Origin of the sequence: Escherichia sp. MOD1-EC6475 (assembly GCF_003046645.1) — a bacterium.
In the GTDB taxonomy this organism is placed as follows: Bacteria; Pseudomonadota; Gammaproteobacteria; order Enterobacterales; family Enterobacteriaceae; genus Escherichia; species Escherichia ruysiae.
The window spans coordinates 43,292-60,706 of sequence record NZ_PZKQ01000030.1 but is presented as its reverse complement, the minus strand read 5'-3'; the positions used below and the strand labels follow the sequence as shown (position 1 = coordinate 60,706).

At 51.6% G+C, this 17,415-nt stretch carries 12 protein-coding genes and 4 tRNA genes; 11 read left to right on the top strand and 5 right to left on the bottom strand.

The genetic code is table 11. The features are described 5' to 3' along the window. The 10 genes from wzxE (at position 1) to A7589_RS10820 (ending at position 7,916) form a co-directional block, all read left to right on the top strand. Positions 1–1,251 (top strand): lipid III flippase WzxE, encoded by a 1,251-nt coding sequence (gene wzxE / locus A7589_RS10865; RefSeq protein WP_000050248.1) that lies wholly within the window; start codon positions 1–3, stop codon positions 1,249–1,251. Then, positions 1,248–2,327, top strand: coding sequence for a TDP-N-acetylfucosamine:lipid II N-acetylfucosaminyltransferase (gene rffT, locus A7589_RS10860; protein ID WP_000217206.1), 1,080 nt, complete (start codon positions 1,248–1,250; stop codon positions 2,325–2,327). The genes wzxE and rffT overlap by 4 nt, the downstream gene beginning before the upstream one ends. Next, positions 2,324–3,676, top strand: a complete 1,353-nt coding sequence (gene wzyE / locus A7589_RS10855; RefSeq protein WP_000055113.1) for an ECA oligosaccharide polymerase — start codon at positions 2,324–2,326, stop codon at positions 3,674–3,676. Before rffT ends, wzyE begins: the two co-directional genes overlap by 4 nt. A 2-nt stretch (positions 3,677–3,678) precedes the next feature. Then, entirely contained in the window at positions 3,679–4,419 is a 741-nt protein-coding gene (gene wecG / locus A7589_RS10850; RefSeq protein ID WP_001064023.1) for a lipopolysaccharide N-acetylmannosaminouronosyltransferase, read from the top strand. A 189-nt stretch (positions 4,420–4,608) separates the two neighbouring features. Continuing rightward, on the top strand, positions 4,609–5,994 hold the full coding sequence (gene thrP, locus A7589_RS10845) for a bifunctional threonine/serine APC transporter ThrP (RefSeq protein WP_000774732.1): 1,386 nt from the start codon (positions 4,609–4,611) through the stop codon (positions 5,992–5,994). Positions 5,995–6,096: 102 nt separating this feature from the next. Beyond that, positions 6,097–6,173, top strand: a tRNA-Arg gene (locus tag A7589_RS10840). Positions 6,174–6,231: 58 nt separating this feature from the next. Beyond that, positions 6,232–6,307: transfer RNA gene (locus A7589_RS10835), tRNA-His, on the top strand. 20 nt (positions 6,308–6,327) lie between these two features. Next, a tRNA-Leu gene (locus tag A7589_RS10830) sits at positions 6,328–6,414 on the top strand. Positions 6,415–6,456: 42 nt separating this feature from the next. Beyond that, a tRNA-Pro gene (locus A7589_RS10825) sits at positions 6,457–6,533 on the top strand. A 147-nt stretch (positions 6,534–6,680) separates the two neighbouring features. Then, positions 6,681–7,916: an anaerobic sulfatase maturase gene (locus tag A7589_RS10820; RefSeq protein WP_000941501.1), complete on the top strand. Its 1,236-nt coding sequence runs from the start codon at positions 6,681–6,683 to the stop codon at positions 7,914–7,916. 127 nt (positions 7,917–8,043) lie between these two features. On the opposite strand, the gene aslA is transcribed toward A7589_RS10820, so the two are convergent. The 5 genes from aslA to hemC all read right to left on the bottom strand — a co-directional run bounded on the left by aslA (position 8,044) and on the right by hemC (position 14,454). Then, a complete protein-coding gene (gene aslA, locus A7589_RS10815) occupies positions 8,044–9,699 on the bottom strand; it encodes an arylsulfatase AslA (protein ID WP_000406037.1) in 1,656 nt (551 codons plus the stop codon). A 680-nt stretch (positions 9,700–10,379) separates the two neighbouring features. Further along, positions 10,380–11,576, bottom strand: coding sequence for a protoheme IX biogenesis protein HemY (gene hemY / locus A7589_RS10810; RefSeq protein WP_000921807.1), 1,197 nt, complete (start codon positions 11,574–11,576; stop codon positions 10,380–10,382). Between the two features lie 2 nt (positions 11,577–11,578). After that, positions 11,579–12,754, bottom strand: a complete 1,176-nt coding sequence (gene hemX, locus A7589_RS10805; RefSeq protein ID WP_016158859.1) for a uroporphyrinogen-III C-methyltransferase — start codon at positions 12,752–12,754, stop codon at positions 11,579–11,581. A gap of 21 nt (positions 12,755–12,775) precedes the next feature. Continuing rightward, positions 12,776–13,516, bottom strand: coding sequence for a uroporphyrinogen-III synthase (gene hemD / locus A7589_RS10800; protein WP_000026038.1), 741 nt, complete (start codon positions 13,514–13,516; stop codon positions 12,776–12,778). Beyond that, entirely contained in the window at positions 13,513–14,454 is a 942-nt protein-coding gene (gene hemC / locus A7589_RS10795; protein ID WP_010358469.1) for a hydroxymethylbilane synthase, read from the bottom strand. The genes hemD and hemC overlap by 4 nt, the downstream gene beginning before the upstream one ends. A gap of 385 nt (positions 14,455–14,839) precedes the next feature. Between hemC and cyaA the strand changes: the two genes are divergently transcribed. Continuing rightward, positions 14,840–17,386, top strand: a complete 2,547-nt coding sequence (cyaA, locus tag A7589_RS10785) for a class I adenylate cyclase (protein WP_000281706.1) — start codon at positions 14,840–14,842, stop codon at positions 17,384–17,386. Positions 17,387–17,415 lie beyond the last annotated feature (29 nt).

Here is a 17,415-nt window from a genome sequence, read left to right as displayed (position 1 = left end):
ATGTCGCTGGCAAAAGCGTCCTTATGGACGGCGGCCAGTACGCTGGTCAAGATTGGCGCCGGATTACTGGTCGGTAAGTTGCTGGCGGTATCATTTGGTCCGGCTGGGCTGGGACTGGCGGCAAATTTCCGCCAGTTGATTACCGTGCTCGGCGTGCTTGCTGGGGCGGGCATCTTTAACGGCGTAACCAAATACGTTGCCCAGTACCATGATAATCCGCAGCAGTTGCGCCGAGTGGTCGGTACTTCATCCGCGATGGTGCTTGGCTTTTCCACGCTGATGGCGCTGGTTTTTGTGCTGGCAGCTGCGCCAATCAGCCAGGGATTGTTTGGTAATACCGACTATCAAGGGCTGGTGCGTTTAGTGGCGTTGGTGCAAATGGGGATCGCCTGGGGCAACCTGTTACTGGCGTTGATGAAAGGCTTTCGCGATGCCGCAGGTAATGCGTTATCGCTGATTGTCGGCAGCTTGATTGGCGTTATCGCCTATTACGTCAGTTACCGTTTGGGCGACTATGAAGGCGCGTTGCTGGGTCTGGCGTTGATTCCTGCGCTGGTGGTGATTCCTGCCGTCATCATGTTAATTAAGCGTGGTGCAATCCCGTTAAGCTATCTGAAACCCAGCTGGGATAATGGTCTGGCTGGGCAGTTGAGTAAGTTCACGTTCATGGCGATGATTACGTCGGTGACCTTGCCCGTTGCTTACATCATGATGCGTAAACTGCTGGCGGCGCAATACAGCTGGGATGAAGTGGGGATCTGGCAAGGGGTGAGCAGTATTTCCGATGCCTACCTGCAATTTATTACGGCATCGTTCAGCGTATATTTGCTGCCCACGTTGTCGCGGCTAACGGAAAAGCGCGATATCACCCGGGAAGTGGTTAAATCGCTGAAATTCGTCTTACCGGCAGTGGCGGCGGCGAGTTTTACCGTCTGGCTGCTGCGCGATTTTGCTATCTGGCTGTTGTTGTCGAATAAATTTACCGCCATGCGCGATCTCTTTGCCTGGCAGTTGGTAGGCGATGTATTGAAAGTGGGCGCTTATGTCTTTGGTTATCTAGTGATCGCCAAAGCATCGCTGCGGTTTTATATTCTGGCGGAAGTCAGCCAGTTCACTTTGTTGATGGTATTTGCCCACTGGTTGATCCCCGCGCATGGTGCTCTGGGCGCGGCGCAGGCTTATATGGCAACTTATATCGTCTATTTCTCTCTTTGTTGTGGCGTGTTTTTACTCTGGCGTAGGCGGGCATGACTGTACTGATTCACGTACTGGGATCGGATATCCCTCACCATAACCAAACCGTTCTACGGTTTTTCAACGACGCGCTGGCCGCGACGAGCGAGCACGCGCGCGAGTTTATGGTTGCTGGCAAGGACGACGGCTTAAGTGACAGCTGTCCGGCGCTTTCTGTGCAATTTTACCCTGGTAAAAAATCCCTGGCAGAAGCGGTCATCGCAAAGGCGAAAGCTAACCGCCAGCAGCGATTTTTCTTCCACGGTCAGTTCAACACCGCGCTATGGCTGGCGTTGCTGAGTGGTGGTATCAAACCCAGCCAGTTTTACTGGCATATCTGGGGTGCAGATCTCTATGAGGTTTCCAGCGGGCTGAAATTCAAACTTTTCTATCCTGTCCGCCGACTGGCACAAAAGCGAGTTGGCTGCGTATTTGCCACTCGCGGTGATTTGAGCTTTTTTGCTAAAACGCATCCTAAGGTGCGGGGCGAACTGATTTACTTCCCAACCCGGATGGATCCTTCTCTCAATACGATGGCGAACGATCGGCAACGTGAAGGGAAAATGACCATTCTGGTGGGGAACTCCGGCGATCGTAGCAATGAACACATCGCCGCCTTAAATGCTGTTCATCAGCAGTTTGGCGATACGGTAAAAGTGGTGGTGCCGATGGGATATCCGCCCAACAACGATGCGTATATTAACGAAGTTCGTCAGGCAGGACTGAAACTGTTCAGCGAAGAAAATCTGCAAATTCTGAGCGAAAAACTGGATTTTGACGCCTATCTGGCGCTACTTCGCCAGTGCGATCTCGGCTACTTTATTTTTGCCCGCCAGCAGGGCATTGGTACTCTGTGTTTGCTGATTCAGGCAGGCATTCCCTGCGTACTTAACCGGGAAAATCCGTTCTGGCAGGATATGACGGAACAGCATTTACCGGTGCTGTTTACTACCGACGATCTCAACGAGGATATTGTGCGTGAAGCGCAGCGCCAGTTGGCGTCGGTGGATAAAAACACCATTGCCTTCTTTAGCCCGAACTATCTGCAAGGCTGGCAGCGGGCGTTGGCTATTGCCGCCGGGGAGGTTGCATGAGTCTGCTGCAATTCAGTGGCCTGTTTGTTGTCTGGCTGCTCTGCACGCTGTTTATTGCCACGCTGACCTGGTTTGAGTTTCGCCGTGTGCGCTTTAACTTCAATGTCTTCTTCTCATTGCTGTTTTTGCTCACCTTTTTCTTCGGCTTCCCGCTGACCAGCGTGCTGGTATTTCGCTTTGATGTTGGTGTCGCGCCGCCAGAAATCTTGTTGCAGGCGTTGCTTTCTGCGGGCTGTTTCTACGCGGTTTACTATGCCACCTACAAAACCCGCCTACGCAAACGCGTTGCTGTTGTACCGCGCCGTCCGCTGTTTACCATGAACCGCGTGGAGACCAATCTTACGTGGGTGATCCTGATGGGCATCGCGCTGGTAAGCGTCGGCATCTTCTTCATGCACAACGGCTTTTTGCTGTTCCGGCTTAACTCCTACAGTCAGATCTTCTCCAGTGAAGTCTCCGGCGTGGCGTTAAAACGCTTCTTTTACTTTTTCATCCCGGCGATGCTGGTGGTCTACTTTCTGCGCCAGGACAGCAAAGCGTGGCTGTTTTTCCTCGTCAGCACGGTCGCATTTGGCTTGCTGACTTATATGATTGTCGGCGGTACTCGCGCCAATATCATCATCGCATTCGCTATCTTCCTGTTTATTGGCATTATTCGCGGCTGGATTTCGTTGTGGATGCTGGCGGCGGCAGGCGTGCTGGGGATTGTTGGCATGTTCTGGCTGGCGCTTAAACGCTATGGAATGAACGTTAGCGGCGATGAGGCGTTCTATACGTTTCTCTATCTCACCCGCGACACCTTCTCGCCGTGGGAGAATCTGGCGTTGCTGTTGCAGAACTACGACAACATTGACTTCCAGGGGCTGGCGCCGATTGTCCGCGATTTCTATGTCTTTATTCCTTCCTGGTTGTGGCCGGGACGCCCGAGCATGGTGCTGAATTCTGCCAACTATTTCACCTGGGAAGTGCTGAACAATCACTCCGGCCTGGCAATCTCGCCTACGCTTATTGGTTCACTGGTTGTTATGGGCGGCGCGCTGTTTATTCCTCTGGGGGCGATTGTAGTTGGACTGATCATTAAATGGTTCGACTGGCTGTATGAGCTGGGCAACCGCGAAACCAATCGTTATAAGGCCGCGATATTGCACAGTTTCTGCTTCGGGGCGATCTTTAATATGATTGTACTGGCGCGCGAAGGGCTGGATTCGTTTGTCTCACGCGTGGTCTTTTTTATCGTGGTCTTCGGCGCATGTCTGATGATCGCAAAACTGTTGTACTGGCTTTTTGAAAGCGCCGGACTCATTCATAAACGCACAAAATCATCGCTCCGGACGCGGGTTGAAGGATAACAATGAATAACAACACCACGGCACCGACCTATACGCTACGTGGCTTACCGTTGATCGGTTGGCGTGATATGCAGCACGCCCTCGATTATCTGTTCGCTGACGGGCAGCTTAAGCAGGGAACGCTGGTTGCCATTAATGCCGAAAAAATGCTGACCATTGAAGATAACGCCGAGGTCAGGGAGTTAATTAACGCTGCCGAATTTAAATATGCCGATGGTATTAGCGTTGTGCGTTCGGTACGGAAAAAGTACCCACAGGCACAGGTTTCCCGCGTTGCCGGAGCCGATCTCTGGGAAGAGCTGATGGCGCGCGCAGGAAAAGAAGGGACGCCAGTATTTCTTGTTGGCGGTAAACCTGAAGTGCTGGCGCAAACTGAAGCTAAATTGCGCAACCAGTGGAATGTGAATATCGTTGGTAGTCAGGATGGTTATTTTAAACCCGAGCAGCGTCAGGCGCTGTTTGAACGCATTCATGCCAGTGGAGCGCAAATCGTCACCGTTGCGATGGGATCTCCCAAGCAGGAGATCTTCATGCGTGACTGCCGTCTGGTGCATCCAGATGCGCTGTATATGGGCGTTGGCGGGACTTACGATGTCTTTGCTGGTCATGTGAAACGCGCACCGAAAATCTGGCAAAAACTGGGGCTGGAGTGGCTCTATCGCCTGCTTTCGCAGCCAAGCCGCATTAAACGCCAGCTCCGTTTACTGCGCTATTTACGCTGGCACTACACCGGTAACCTCTAATTTTCCTTTCTGTAAAGCGACGGAGTGGTCACTCCGTCGCCTGCCTGCTGTTTTATTACACAAAACATTCAAATTCTTAATGCTTCATTTGCCATTTCTTCTAAATTACGAAAACATTCGCAACACTCGATGTACCCATAACGATAACCGGTAACACCGGAAAAACATGCAAACACAACACGAGGATTTATGGCAGATAACAAACCAGAGCTACAGCGTGGGCTGGAAGCTCGACATATCGAACTCATCGCCCTGGGGGGCACCATTGGCGTTGGCTTGTTTATGGGGGCTGCCAGTACCCTGAAATGGGCAGGGCCATCCGTATTGTTGGCCTATATCATCGCCGGGCTGTTCGTCTTTTTTATCATGCGTTCAATGGGCGAAATGTTGTTCCTCGAACCGGTTACCGGTTCGTTCGCCGTTTACGCGCATCGTTATATGAGCCCGTTCTTTGGCTATCTTACCGCCTGGTCTTACTGGTTTATGTGGATGGCGGTGGGGATTTCAGAAATTACCGCCATCGGCGTCTACGTCCAGTTCTGGTTCCCGGAGATGGCGCAGTGGATACCGGCATTGATCGCGGTGGCGCTGGTGGCGTTGGCGAATCTGGCGGCGGTGCGGTTGTACGGCGAAATCGAGTTCTGGTTCGCGATGATCAAAGTCACTACGATTATCGTGATGATTGTCATTGGCCTGGGCGTGATTTTCTTTGGCTTTGGCAATGGCGGACAGTCGATTGGTTTTAGCAATCTCACAGAGCATGGCGGTTTCTTTGCGGGTGGCTGGAAAGGGTTCCTGACCGCTCTGTGTATTGTGGTGGCGTCCTACCAGGGCGTGGAGCTGATTGGCATTACTGCCGGTGAAGCGAAGAATCCGCAGGTGACGCTGCGCAGTGCCGTAGGCAAAGTGCTGTGGCGGATCCTGATTTTCTACGTAGGCGCGATTTTCGTTATCGTCACCATCTTCCCGTGGAATGAAATTGGCAGCAACGGTAGTCCGTTCGTACTGACTTTCGCCAAAATTGGCATTACCGCAGCGGCGGGCATTATCAACTTTGTGGTGCTGACGGCGGCACTCTCTGGCTGTAACAGTGGCATGTACAGTTGCGGACGTATGCTCTACGCGCTGGCGAAAAACCGTCAGTTACCGGCGGCGATGGCGAAAGTTTCTCGTCACGGCGTACCGGTTGCGGGTGTGGCGGTATCAATAGCCATTCTGTTGATTGGTTCATGCCTGAACTACATCATCCCCAATCCACAGCGTGTGTTTGTTTACGTCTACAGCGCCAGCGTTCTTCCGGGGATGGTGCCGTGGTTTGTGATCCTGATTAGTCAGCTGCGTTTTCGTCGTGCGCACAAAGCGGCGATTGCCAGCCATCCGTTCCGCTCCATTCTCTTCCCGTGGGCCAATTACGTAACAATGGCATTCCTGATTTGCGTTTTGATCGGCATGTACTTTAATGAAGATACCCGTATGTCGCTGTTTGTCGGCATCATCTTCATGCTGGCGGTGACGGCAATTTATAAAGTTTTTGGCCTTAATCGCCACGGTAAAGTGCATAAACTGGAGGAATAAGCAGCAAAATGCACAAACCGTAACCAAACGCGCATTTTATTTAAAAAGGGACTAGACAGAGGGGTGGGAAGTCCGTATTATCCACCCCCGCAACGGCGCTAAGCGCCCGTAGCTCAGCTGGATAGAGCGCTGCCCTCCGGAGGCAGAGGTCTCAGGTTCGAATCCTGTCGGGCGCGCCATTTAGTCCCGGCGCTTGAGCTGCGGTGGTAGTAATACCGCGTAACAAGATTTGTAGTGGTGGCTATAGCTCAGTTGGTAGAGCCCTGGATTGTGATTCCAGTTGTCGTGGGTTCGAATCCCATTAGCCACCCCATTATTAGAAGTTGTGACAATGCGAAGGTGGCGGAATTGGTAGACGCGCTAGCTTCAGGTGTTAGTGTCCTTACGGACGTGGGGGTTCAAGTCCCCCCCCTCGCACCACGACTTTAAAGAATTGAACTAAAAATTCAAAAAGCAGTATTTCGGCGAGTAGCGCAGCTTGGTAGCGCAACTGGTTTGGGACCAGTGGGTCGGAGGTTCGAATCCTCTCTCGCCGACCAATTTTGAACCCCGCTTCGGCGGGGTTTTTTGTTTTCTGTGCATTCCATCACTCACCCTTCGCAATAAACGCCCGTAGTTAATCATTGCCAAACGGTATTATTTCGCCCTTAAATTCATCGAAGGACGACTTCAGGCAAGGAGCGACTATGCTGCAACAGGTTCCGACGCGTGCTTTTCACGTAATGGCGAAACCGAGCGGTTCAGATTGTAATCTGAACTGTGACTACTGTTTTTATCTCGAAAAACAATCCATTTACCGCGAAAAGCCAGTCACGCATATGGACGATGACACGCTTGAAGCGTATGTCCGTCACTATATTGCTGCCAGCGAACCCCAAAACGAAGTGGCTTTTACCTGGCAGGGCGGCGAACCAACGTTACTCGGGCTGGATTTTTACCGCCGTGCAGTGGCGCTACAGGCGAAATATGGTGCTGGCAGGAAGGTAAGTAACAGCTTCCAGACTAACGGCGTGCTGCTCGATGATGAATGGTGTGCATTTCTGGCAGAAAATCATTTCCTGGTCGGTTTATCGCTGGATGGTCCGGCTGAGATCCATAATCAATATCGCGTGACCAAAGGCGGCAGACCAACACATAAGCTGGTGATGCGCGCACTTAAATTACTGCAAAAATATCACGTTGATTATAACGTTCTGGCCTGCGTCAACCGCACCAGCGCGCAGCAACCGTTACAGGTTTATGATTTTTTGTGCGATGCGGGAGTCGAATTCATCCAGTTTATTCCGGTGGTCGAGCGCCTGGCTGATGAAACAGCTGCCCGCGATGGACTGAAACTACATGCGCCTGGTGATATTCAGGGGGAACTGACGGAATGGTCGGTGCGCCCCGATGAATTTGGTGAATTTCTGGTGGCGATTTTCGACCACTGGATCAAACGCGACGTCGGCAAGATTTTCGTGATGAATATCGAATGGGCGTTTGCCAATTTTGTCGGTGCGCCGGGCGCAGTTTGCCATCATCAGCCGACCTGTGGGCGCTCGGTGATTATTGAGCACAACGGCGATGTTTACGCCTGCGATCACTATGTTTATCCACAATATCGACTGGGGAATATGCTTCAGCAGACAGTTGCAGAAATGATCGATTCCCCGCAACAGCAGGCGTTCGGTGAAGATAAATTTAAGCAGTTGCCGGCGCAGTGTCGAAGTTGCAACGTGTTAAAAGCGTGCTGGGGAGGTTGCCCGAAACACCGCTTTATGCTCGATACCAGCGGCAAACCGGGGCTGAATTATTTATGTGCCGGGTATCAGCGTTATTTCCGCCATCTACCGCCATATCTTAAAGCAATGGCTGATTTGCTGGCGCACGGCCGCCCGGCCAGCGATATTATGCAGGCACATTTGATGGTAGTGAGTAAGTAAAAAGCGGCCATTTGGAGGCCGCTGCGGTTGCTTGCCGGTGCCTACATGATCGTGCAAATTCAATAAATTGCAGCGTTCTGTAGGCTGGATAAGATGCATCAGCATCGCATCCGGCAAAGGTAGCGGCTTAGTCAGATTTAATCTGCGCGCGTGGTGGATATTTTTTCAGGATCTCCATATACGCATGCATTTCGGTCTGTAGCGGTACTCCCATCGGAATATGTCGCACGCCGATGGAGTCGCTTTCCTGCGGATCGGTATAGAGATTAAACACCGCAGAGCCCGCCGTTTGCATTACCGTACCGGTGAATCCTCCCTGATATCCACTCTGGGTATAGGCATATGGCTGCTGAATGAGAACATGATATTTGAACTCATCCATACGCACGGCAGCAAGTTGACCATTCAGGAAATAGTGCTCGGCTTTACGATTGGACTGACCGTTTGTTCCGAGGAAGAAAGAAGTCTGATCCACGCCATCGATAAAGGTGGTTTTCGGCACTAAATTTGCCACTTTCGCCCCAGGATGACCCGCCAGATCCAGCGCGGTTGGGAAAATATCCGCCAGATCGACAATACCGTCAGATTTACGCGGCTGGATCATGCCTTTCCAGTACACGAAAGTCGGTACGCGGACGCCGCCTTCCCAGGTCGAACCTTTAGAGCCACGGAACGGTGTGCGACCGTGTGGTGGCACTTCGGCTTCCGGGCCATTATCGGAGGTAAAGATAATCAGCGTGTTATCGAGCTGACCGTTTTTCTCCAGTGCTTTATACAGGTTGGCGAACACATCGTTCATCTCAACCATACAGTCGCCGTAAGAGGTGCGCGCCGGAGAACTTCCCGCATATTTTGCGTTCGGGTAGTTATCAAAGTGACAGCCGCGAGTGCCGTAATAGAGGAAAAAAGGTTTGTCGCTTTTTGCCATTTTATCGAGGAAATTAACGCCATATTCCATCCAGCGTTGATCCAGATCTTCCATATATTTCGGCGTAATGTCGGCAATGGCTTTTTGCTCACCGCCGCGCACGGCATGAACGTCATCTTTGCTGAACGGTAATTGTTTGATGTATTCAGAACGATCCGGGCTCAGGGCGACTTCCGGATTTACGTGAACATCGCGCCATTCGGTATACATATCGGACACTGAGTTGAAGCCACGGAAATCATCGAAGCCGACGTTCTGCGGCTGCGACTCTTTGTTTTCCCCCATGTGCCATTTCCCGATGGCTTGAGTGACATAGCCTTGATCATGCAGCAGTTGCGGTAGTGTCGTTAACCCTTGCAGACCGCCAGGTTGTCCGTACATCGGCGGCATCAAAATGCCGTGGTGGATGGAATACTGTCCAGTGAGAATCGTTGCGCGGGTTGGTGAAGAACTGGGTTGTGAATAAGCAGACGTTAAAATCAGCCCCTGGCTGGCAACGGCGTCAATGTCTGGCGTTGGGTTACCCACCGCCACGCCGCCGCCGTTAAAGCCAACGTCCATCCAGCCCACATCGTCCAGCAAGAAAACAACCACGTTCGGTTTCTTACCGGTTTTTTTCTCAAGTTCTGCCAGTTTCTGCTGGGTTTCTTTATCCTGCGCCGGGTGCTGCATTACCGGCATCATATTATCGGCAATTTGGGTTGCCGGTTTAACCAGATATTGATTTGGGTGATCGTATCCGGCAAAGCCTTTGCGTGCGGTGGCAGTTGACGGGGTATCTGCTGCACTGGCCATAAGGGGAATAGCAGTGGCAACAGCAATAACAAGAAGTTTGGGTGAAAAAGAAATTTCCATGCGAAATGCTCCGGTTTCCTGTCATCAAAACGACGACGTAATTAAGCATTGATAATTGAGATCCCTCTCCCTGATAAAATAATCATATAAATAATTTATGGAAATATATTATTTATATACCGTGGAAATAAATATGAATATCAGGAGAGCATTTTCAATCCTACCTCCAGTGTGGCGGATATGTAAGGCTGGTTTATTATATAATATTGATTATTGATGCTATTTTGATTTTGAATTCAATTAATATTTATATTGCCTATTTAACGACTTTAACTATTCATGAAGTATATAACCAAAGGCTGCCAGATTTGAGATAACATTCACCAATGTAATTATTGCAAGTGAATGAAAACAGGGTGCAGAATTATCTCATAACAAGTATTAAAGGATGTTATTTCCTTGTCCTGTATGGCATAATGATTGAGTAGATGCTCATTCCATTTCTTATGTTCGCCTTAGTGCCTCATAAACTCCGGAATGACGCAGAGCCGTTTACGGTGCTTATCGTCCACTGACAGATGTCGCTTTTGCCTCATCAGACACCATGGACACAACGTTGAGTGAAGCACCCACTTGTTGTCATACAGACCTGTTTTAACGCCTGCTCCGTAATAAGAGCAGGCGTTTTTTTATCCCTTCAGGAAAGGTCCGGAGGCTCTGTGCCTCCAGGTGAGAAAGGATTACTGCGGCGGGTTATTCTGTAACGTTAGCATTAAACCGTCTCGGCGCATCGCGGCGGCTTCTTCCGGTTTGTGCAGTCTGTCCAGCACGTCGGCAAGCCATGCATAATCATAAGCGTCCGGGCGTTGTTTCAGCGCCGCGCGGAAGGCGAGGGATGCTTCCTGCCATTCGCCATGCTTCATCAGCGACTGACCCAATGTGCTCCATAACAGCGGACGGTCGCCCACGTTTTTGATCTGTTGGCGCAGCACTTTTTCCAGTTGTTCTGGATTATTGGTTTTCAGGCGTGGGATCGGCAGCAGCAAACGATCGTCATACTGGTGTTTCAGGCCGTCGATGATAATTTGCTGGGCGGTGTCATGGTCATCACATTCAATAAGGTGTTCCGCCATTGCCACCTGCAACGCCACCTGATGACGCGTTTTCCGGCTTTGATTTTTCCACCAGTTACGCAAGCCTTCACTACCGTCATCAGCCCGCGCCTGATCCATCAGGCCAATCCATGCCTGTTGTTCCAGTGCTGCGCGGTGTTCTTCATCGCTAACGTGGGCTTTCGCCATTGATGGGATGATGTCCAGTAGCGAACTCCATGCGCCCGTGCGGATATAAGCCTGTTCAGCCAGACGTAATACTTCTGGATGGCGTGGCGTTACTTCCAACAACTTATCCACGCCGTGGCGTGCCGCATGGTTTTCATTACGCGCCAGTTGCAGGCGAACGCGGGCGATTTCTACCGGAATAGTATCATTGCCCGCCAGTTCTGCCGCGCGTTCCAGATGCTGATTGGCGCGCGATTCATCACCACGCTGTTGCGCGGCTTCGGCAGCCAGCAAATAGTTCACTACGGGTTGCTCAGCATGATCGGCATTTTTCGCCATCAGCTTTTCGACTTGCTGATAATCGCCTTCCGCCAGTTTCAGCAGCGCCTGCTCGGTCTGTTTACGCGCGCGGCGACGCTTACGGCCGACAAACCAACCGCGAGTGTGTGCGCCTGTGCGGAAAATCCGTCGCAGTAACCATTCGATAGCAAACAGCACCACCATCGCCAGAATCAAAATGATTGCCAGTCCCGTGACGCTGGTTTCGATATTGTAGTTATCCGTTTGGATCAGCACGTAACCCTGGTGTCCGGCAATCATTGGGCCGACGACGATGCCTGCAATCAGCAACACAAAGAGCAATAACACTTTTAGCATGGTTATTCTCCTTGCGGCGCGGCTGCCGGTGTATCAGCTTGCGGTGCAGGTGCAGCCTCCGCTACTGGTGTTACTGGTTGCGCCAGCAGATTGCGCACGCGAGTCTGCATCAGTTTTTCCAGCATTGCCTGGCTTTGCAGGGTTTCCGGGAGATCCATCGAGATATTTTGCTGACTTAACTGATCCACCTCGTCGAGGAACGCTTTGGTGGTGGCATCGTCAGTATCGTAGTAAGCACGTACCCAGGTGGAGACGTTCTCCAGCGCCTGGCGGTAAGTCTCTTGCTGATGACGTGGCACAGCTTGTGCAGCGACCAGCAGGCGAGAGCGAATATTTTCGCGCAGATAGATATCCTGATTCGGCGCTAACAGCGGTACGGCGGTGTCATCACGACGGCGAATCGTAATGAAGTTGTCCATAAAGTTCTGCCAGCTTTTTTGCAGGTTGATGCGCCATTCGCTGATGGAGCTGGAAAGCTCTTCACCATCGGAATCCATCGGCGAACCGTCACTGTCATTATCGGCCAGACGCAGGTTATCAACCTGATTAGAAAGCTGATTCAGCTTGAGGATGATGCCGTCATAATCTACCTGCGAGACCGCAGAAAGGCTGGCAATATCATCGGTAATTGCCCGGCGAACGGTAATCAGACTCGGGTCATTCATATCCGCCAGACTGGCGTCTGCGCTTTTCAGCAATGCCGCAGCGGTAGTGACGTCCTGATCGCTCCACAATTTACGTCCGGCGAGCTTCACCAGGAAATCAGCCTGCGCCAGCAGCCAGGTTTTGGCGTCACTACCTGAAATAGTGGCGACCTTTTGTTGAACTTCATCCAGCTTTTTGGCCAGCGTTTCCTGCTGACGATTTGCTTGCTCTAACTGCGTAGCCTGTTGTTTTATGATGCTTTCCAGCTCGGTTTTTTGGCTCTCCTGGGCTTTTTGCAGAGCCGCGAGTTGGTTAGCCAGAACATCGCTGGTGGCCGTCTGACTGACGGCCTGTTGTTTACCCCAGCCATACAAACCGACACCTGCAGCCAGAGCAATAGCGATAGCCACCGCACTTAAAATTAGAGCAGTACTGTTATTACTCTTTTTTTCTACTGTGACAGATTGTGGCGTGGTGTCCACGACCTCCCTGGTCTCTTCAACCACGGCGGAGGTTTTTTCTTGTTCCGTCATTATGGCTTCCTGTTATGAGAGTTATTGTAATGCCCGTAAAAGCGCATCGTTGTCTGCGTTATCGGCGACCTTAATATCTTGCCAGCCCAGTTCCCGGGCGAGTTTCGCCAGACGCTCGCTGACGACCAGTAGTCGACAGCGTAGTAACCAGTGCTCACGATACCATCGTGGAATCAGCGACCAGAGCTGTTGCAGCATTTCACCGCTGGTAACAACGACAGTTGTCACTTCGCGAGACTGCCAGCGCATCGCTTCTTCTGCACCATCGTAATGAATGGCGCATCGTTGATAACATTCGCAAAAAATGACTTCAGCACCGCGTGCCGTCAGGGTATCCCCGATCAGCTCACGACCGCCGTTGCCACGTAAAATTAGCGCACGTTTGCCTGCAATATTTTGTAATTCAGGTAATTGTAGCAAGACTTCGCTGATTTCCCGATCCTGCGGATAACGAACTTCGTGTCCGCTCACGGTATGCAGCGCCAGTGCGGTAGTGCGACCAATGGCGAAATAATCGGGTAGGGCGGGCCACTTGAGACCTTGCTGATGCAGCTGTGACTGTGCAAAAGCAACGGCATGTTGCGAAAGGGCAAATACCAGATCGCCTTCGCTCAGTGCCGCCAACTGGTCGGCAAGTTGTGGCAGTTGCCGACCCGGAGAAAACTCAATCAGCGGAAAATGCCAGGCCACCTGTCCCAGTGCGCGCAGACGGCTCACTAACTCTTCTCCTGCGGGAGATGGGCGGGTGACCAGGATACTCATGCTGGCGCATCTCCGCTGTAGACTTCGGCGAGGATCTCGCGCGCGCCGTTATTCAGTAGCTCTTCCGCCAGCGAAATGCCCATTTGCTCGGCATCCTGCGGCGAACCACGGCGCTCACCGCGAATAATCTGCGAACCGTCCGGTGCGCCAACCAGCGCACGCAGCCAGATTTCGCCATTGATAAGTTCGGCATAGCTACCAATCGGCACCTGACAACCGCCTTCGAGGCGGGTATTCATGGAGCGTTCGGCGGTGACGCGTAGCGCAGTTTCGTGGTGATTCAGCGCGGCGAGTACCTCGCGGGTGCGCGAATCATCAAGGCGGCATTCAATGCCTACAGCACCTTGTCCTACTGCCGGAAGAGAAATTTCAGGCGGCAGCGCAGCACGAATGCGAGACTCCAGTCCTAAACGTTTTAAGCCAGCTACGGCAAGAATAATGGCATCGTATTCGCCATTATCCAGTTTACTCAGACGAGTACCGACATTGCCGCGCAGAGAACGGATAATGAGATCCGGACGGCGTTCAGCCAGTTGGCACTGGCGGCGTAAGCTGGAAGTTCCGACGATGCTGCCTGCGGGTAACGCATCCAGACTGTCATAGTTATTGGAAACAAAGGCATCGCGAGGATCTTCGCGCTCGCAAATGGTGACCAGTCCCAGACCTTGCGGAAATTCAACCGGCACATCTTTCATTGAATGCACGGCGATATCGGCACGGTTTTCCAGGAGCGCGACCTCCAGCTCTTTCACAAATAAGCCTTTTCCGCCAACCTTCGCCAGCGGCGTATCAAGAATCACATCGCCGCGCGTTACCATCGGCACCAGTTCAACCACCAGCCCTGGATGGCTCGCCATCAATTTGTCTTTGACATAATGTGCCTGCCAGAGTGCAAGTGGGCTTTGGCGTGTGGCAATTCTTAAAACATTGTCTAACATGCTTGTTACCGTCATTATCATCCATGATCCATCCTAACATCCTTGCCGGAGCGATGTCAGTGTTGTGGTGAAACGTCGATGCCTGTGCAAAACGTAAAATGTAGCCAGGCGCTGGTTCCTGACAGGCGCTTCAAGCCGTCGTAATACGGAATTTACAGAGAATAAACGGTGCTACACTTGTATGTAGCGCATCTTTCTTTACGGTCAACCGGCAAGGTGTTAAATTGATCACGTTTTAGACCATTTTTTCGTCGTGAAACTAAAAAAACCAGGCGCGGAAAGTGGTACGGTTACCTTTGACATACGAAATATCCCGAATGCCGCGTGTTTCCGTTGATGTTGGCGGAATCACAGATATGACGGGTAGCAAATCAGGCGATACGTCTTGTACCTCTATATTGAGACTCTGAAACAGAGACTGGATGCCATAAATCAATTGCGCGTGGATCGCGCGCTTGCTGCTATGGGGCCTGCATTCCAACAGGTCTACAGTCTGCTGCCGACATTGTTGCACTATCACCATCCGCTAATGCCGGGTTACCTTGATGGTAATGTTCCCAGAGGCATTTGCCTTTACACGCCTGATGAAACCCAACGCCACTACCTAAACGAACTGGAACTGTATCGTGGAATGTCAGTACAGGATCCGCCAAAAGGCGAGCTTCCGATTACTGGCGTATACACCATGGGCAGCACCTCGTCTATAGGGCAAAGCTGTTCCTCCGACCTGGATATCTGGGTCTGCCATCAATCCTGGCTCGATAGCGAAGAGCGCCAGTTACTACAACGTAAATGCAGCCTGCTGGAAAGTTGGGCCGCCTCGCTGGGCGTGGAAGTCAGCTTCTTCCTGATTGATGAAAACCGTTTCCGCCATAATGAAAGTGGTAGTCTGGGGGGCGAAGATTGTGGCTCTACCCAGCATATACTGCTGCTTGACGAATTTTATCGTACCGCCGTGCGTCTCGCTGGTAAGCGTATTCTGTGGAATATGGTGCCGTGCGACGAAGAGGAGCATTACGATGACTACGTAATGACGCTCTACGCGCAGGGCGTGCTCACGCCTAATGAATGGCTGGATCTCGGTGGCTTAAGTTCACTTTCCGCTGAAGAGTACTTTGGCGCCAGCCTTTGGCAACTCTACAAAAGCATCGATTCTCCGTACAAAGCGGTGCTGAAAACACTGCTGCTGGAAGCTTATTCTTGGGAATATCCAGACCCACGCCTGCTGGCGAAAGATATCAAACAGCGTTTGCACGATGGCGAAATAGTGTCATTTGGTCTCGATCCTTACTGCATGATGCTGGAGCGCGTTACTGAATATCTGACGGCAATTGAAGATTTCACCCGTCTGGATTTAGTGCGTCGCTGCTTCTATTTAAAAGTGTGCGAAAAACTCAGTCGCGAACGCGCTTGTGTAGGCTGGCGTCGTGAAGTATTAAGCCAACTGGTCAAAGAGTGGGGATGGGACGAAGCCCGTCTGGCGATGCTCGATAATCGCGCCAACTGGAAGATTGATCAGGTGCGTGAAGCGCACAACGAGTTGCTTGATGCGATGATGCAGAGCTACCGTAATCTGATCCGCTTTGCCCGTCGCAATAACCTTAGCGTTTCCGCCAGCCCGCAGGATATCGGCGTACTGACGCGTAAACTGTACGCTGCGTTTGAAGCATTACCGGGGAAAGTGACGCTGGTAAACCCGCAGATTTCACCGGATCTTTCCGAGCCAAACCTGACCTTTATTTATGTGCCGCCGGGTCGTGCCAACCGTTCAGGTTGGTATCTGTATAACCGTGCGCCGACAATCGAGTCGATCATCAGTCATCAGCCGCTGGAATATAACCGCTATCTGAATAAGCTGGTGGCCTGGGCGTGGTTTAATGGCTTGCTGACATCACGGACGCATCTGTTTATTAAAGGCAACGGCATTGTCGATCTGCCTAAGTTGCAGGAGATGGTGGCTGATGTGTCGCACCATTTCCCGTTGCGTTTACCTGCGCCGACGCCGAAGGCGCTCTACAGCCCCTGTGAGATCCGCCATCTGGCGATTATCGTCAACCTGGAATATGACCCGACGACAGCGTTTCGTAACCAGGTAGTACATTTCGATTTCCGTAAGCTGGATGTCTTCAGCTTTGGCGAAGAGCAAAAATGCCTGGTGGGTAGTGTTGATCTGTTGTATCGCAACTCGTGGAATGAAGTGCGTACGCTACATTTCAACGGCGAGCAGTCGATGATTGAAGCCCTGAAAACCATTCTTGGCAAAATGCATCAGGACGCCGCGCCGCCGGATAGCGTAGAAGTCTTCTGTTATAGCCAGCATCTGCGCGGATTAATCCGTACCCGTGTACAGCAACTGGTTTCTGAGTGTATCGAACTGCGTCTTTCCAGCACTCGCCAGGAAACCGGGCGCTTCAAGGCGCTGCGTGTTTCTGGTCAAACCTGGGGCTTGTTCTTCGAACGCCTGAATGTGTCTGTGCAGAAACTGGAAAATGCTATCGAGTTTTATGGCGCTATTTCGCATAACAAACTGCATGGTTTGTCAGTGCAGGTTGAGACCAATCACGTCAAATTACCGGCAGTAGTGGATGGCTTTGCCAGCGAAGGGATAATCCAGTTCTTCTTCGAAGAAACGCATGATGAGAACGGTTTTAATATCTACATTCTCGATGAAAGCAATCGGGTTGAGGTGTATCACCACTGCGAAGGTAGCAAAGAGGAGCTGGTGCGTGACGTCAGCCGCTTCTACTCGTCATCGCACGACCGTTTCACTTACGGCTCCAGTTTCATCAACTTCAACCTGCCGCAGTTCTATCAGATTGTGAAGGTCGATGGTCGCGAACAGGTCATTCCGTTCCGTACCAAATCTATCGGCAACATGCCGCCAGCCAATCAGGATAATGACACGCCGCTGTTACAGCAGTATTTTTCGTGATGAGTATGCCGGAAAGCGAGGCTTATCCG

What these genes read in the sequence shown, in the direction of transcription:
- hemC (WP_010358469.1), bottom strand. Translation starts at nt 14,454, where the DNA reads ATGTTAGACAATGTTTTAAGAATTGCCACACGCCAAAGCCCACTTGCA.
- aslA (WP_000406037.1), bottom strand. Translation starts at nt 9,699, where the DNA reads ATGGAAATTTCTTTTTCACCCAAACTTCTTGTTATTGCTGTTGCCACT.
- wzxE (WP_000050248.1), top strand. Translation starts at nt 1, where the DNA reads ATGTCGCTGGCAAAAGCGTCCTTATGGACGGCGGCCAGTACGCTGGTC.
- wzyE (WP_000055113.1), top strand. Translation starts at nt 2,324, where the DNA reads ATGAGTCTGCTGCAATTCAGTGGCCTGTTTGTTGTCTGGCTGCTCTGC.
- rffT (WP_000217206.1), top strand. Translation starts at nt 1,248, where the DNA reads ATGACTGTACTGATTCACGTACTGGGATCGGATATCCCTCACCATAAC.
- wecG (WP_001064023.1), top strand. Translation starts at nt 3,679, where the DNA reads ATGAATAACAACACCACGGCACCGACCTATACGCTACGTGGCTTACCG.
- hemY (WP_000921807.1), bottom strand. Translation starts at nt 11,576, where the DNA reads ATGCTAAAAGTGTTATTGCTCTTTGTGTTGCTGATTGCAGGCATCGTC.
- A7589_RS10820 (WP_000941501.1), top strand. Translation starts at nt 6,681, where the DNA reads ATGCTGCAACAGGTTCCGACGCGTGCTTTTCACGTAATGGCGAAACCG.
- hemD (WP_000026038.1), bottom strand. Translation starts at nt 13,516, where the DNA reads ATGAGTATCCTGGTCACCCGCCCATCTCCCGCAGGAGAAGAGTTAGTG.
- thrP (WP_000774732.1), top strand. Translation starts at nt 4,609, where the DNA reads ATGGCAGATAACAAACCAGAGCTACAGCGTGGGCTGGAAGCTCGACAT.
- hemX (WP_016158859.1), bottom strand. Translation starts at nt 12,754, where the DNA reads ATGACGGAACAAGAAAAAACCTCCGCCGTGGTTGAAGAGACCAGGGAG.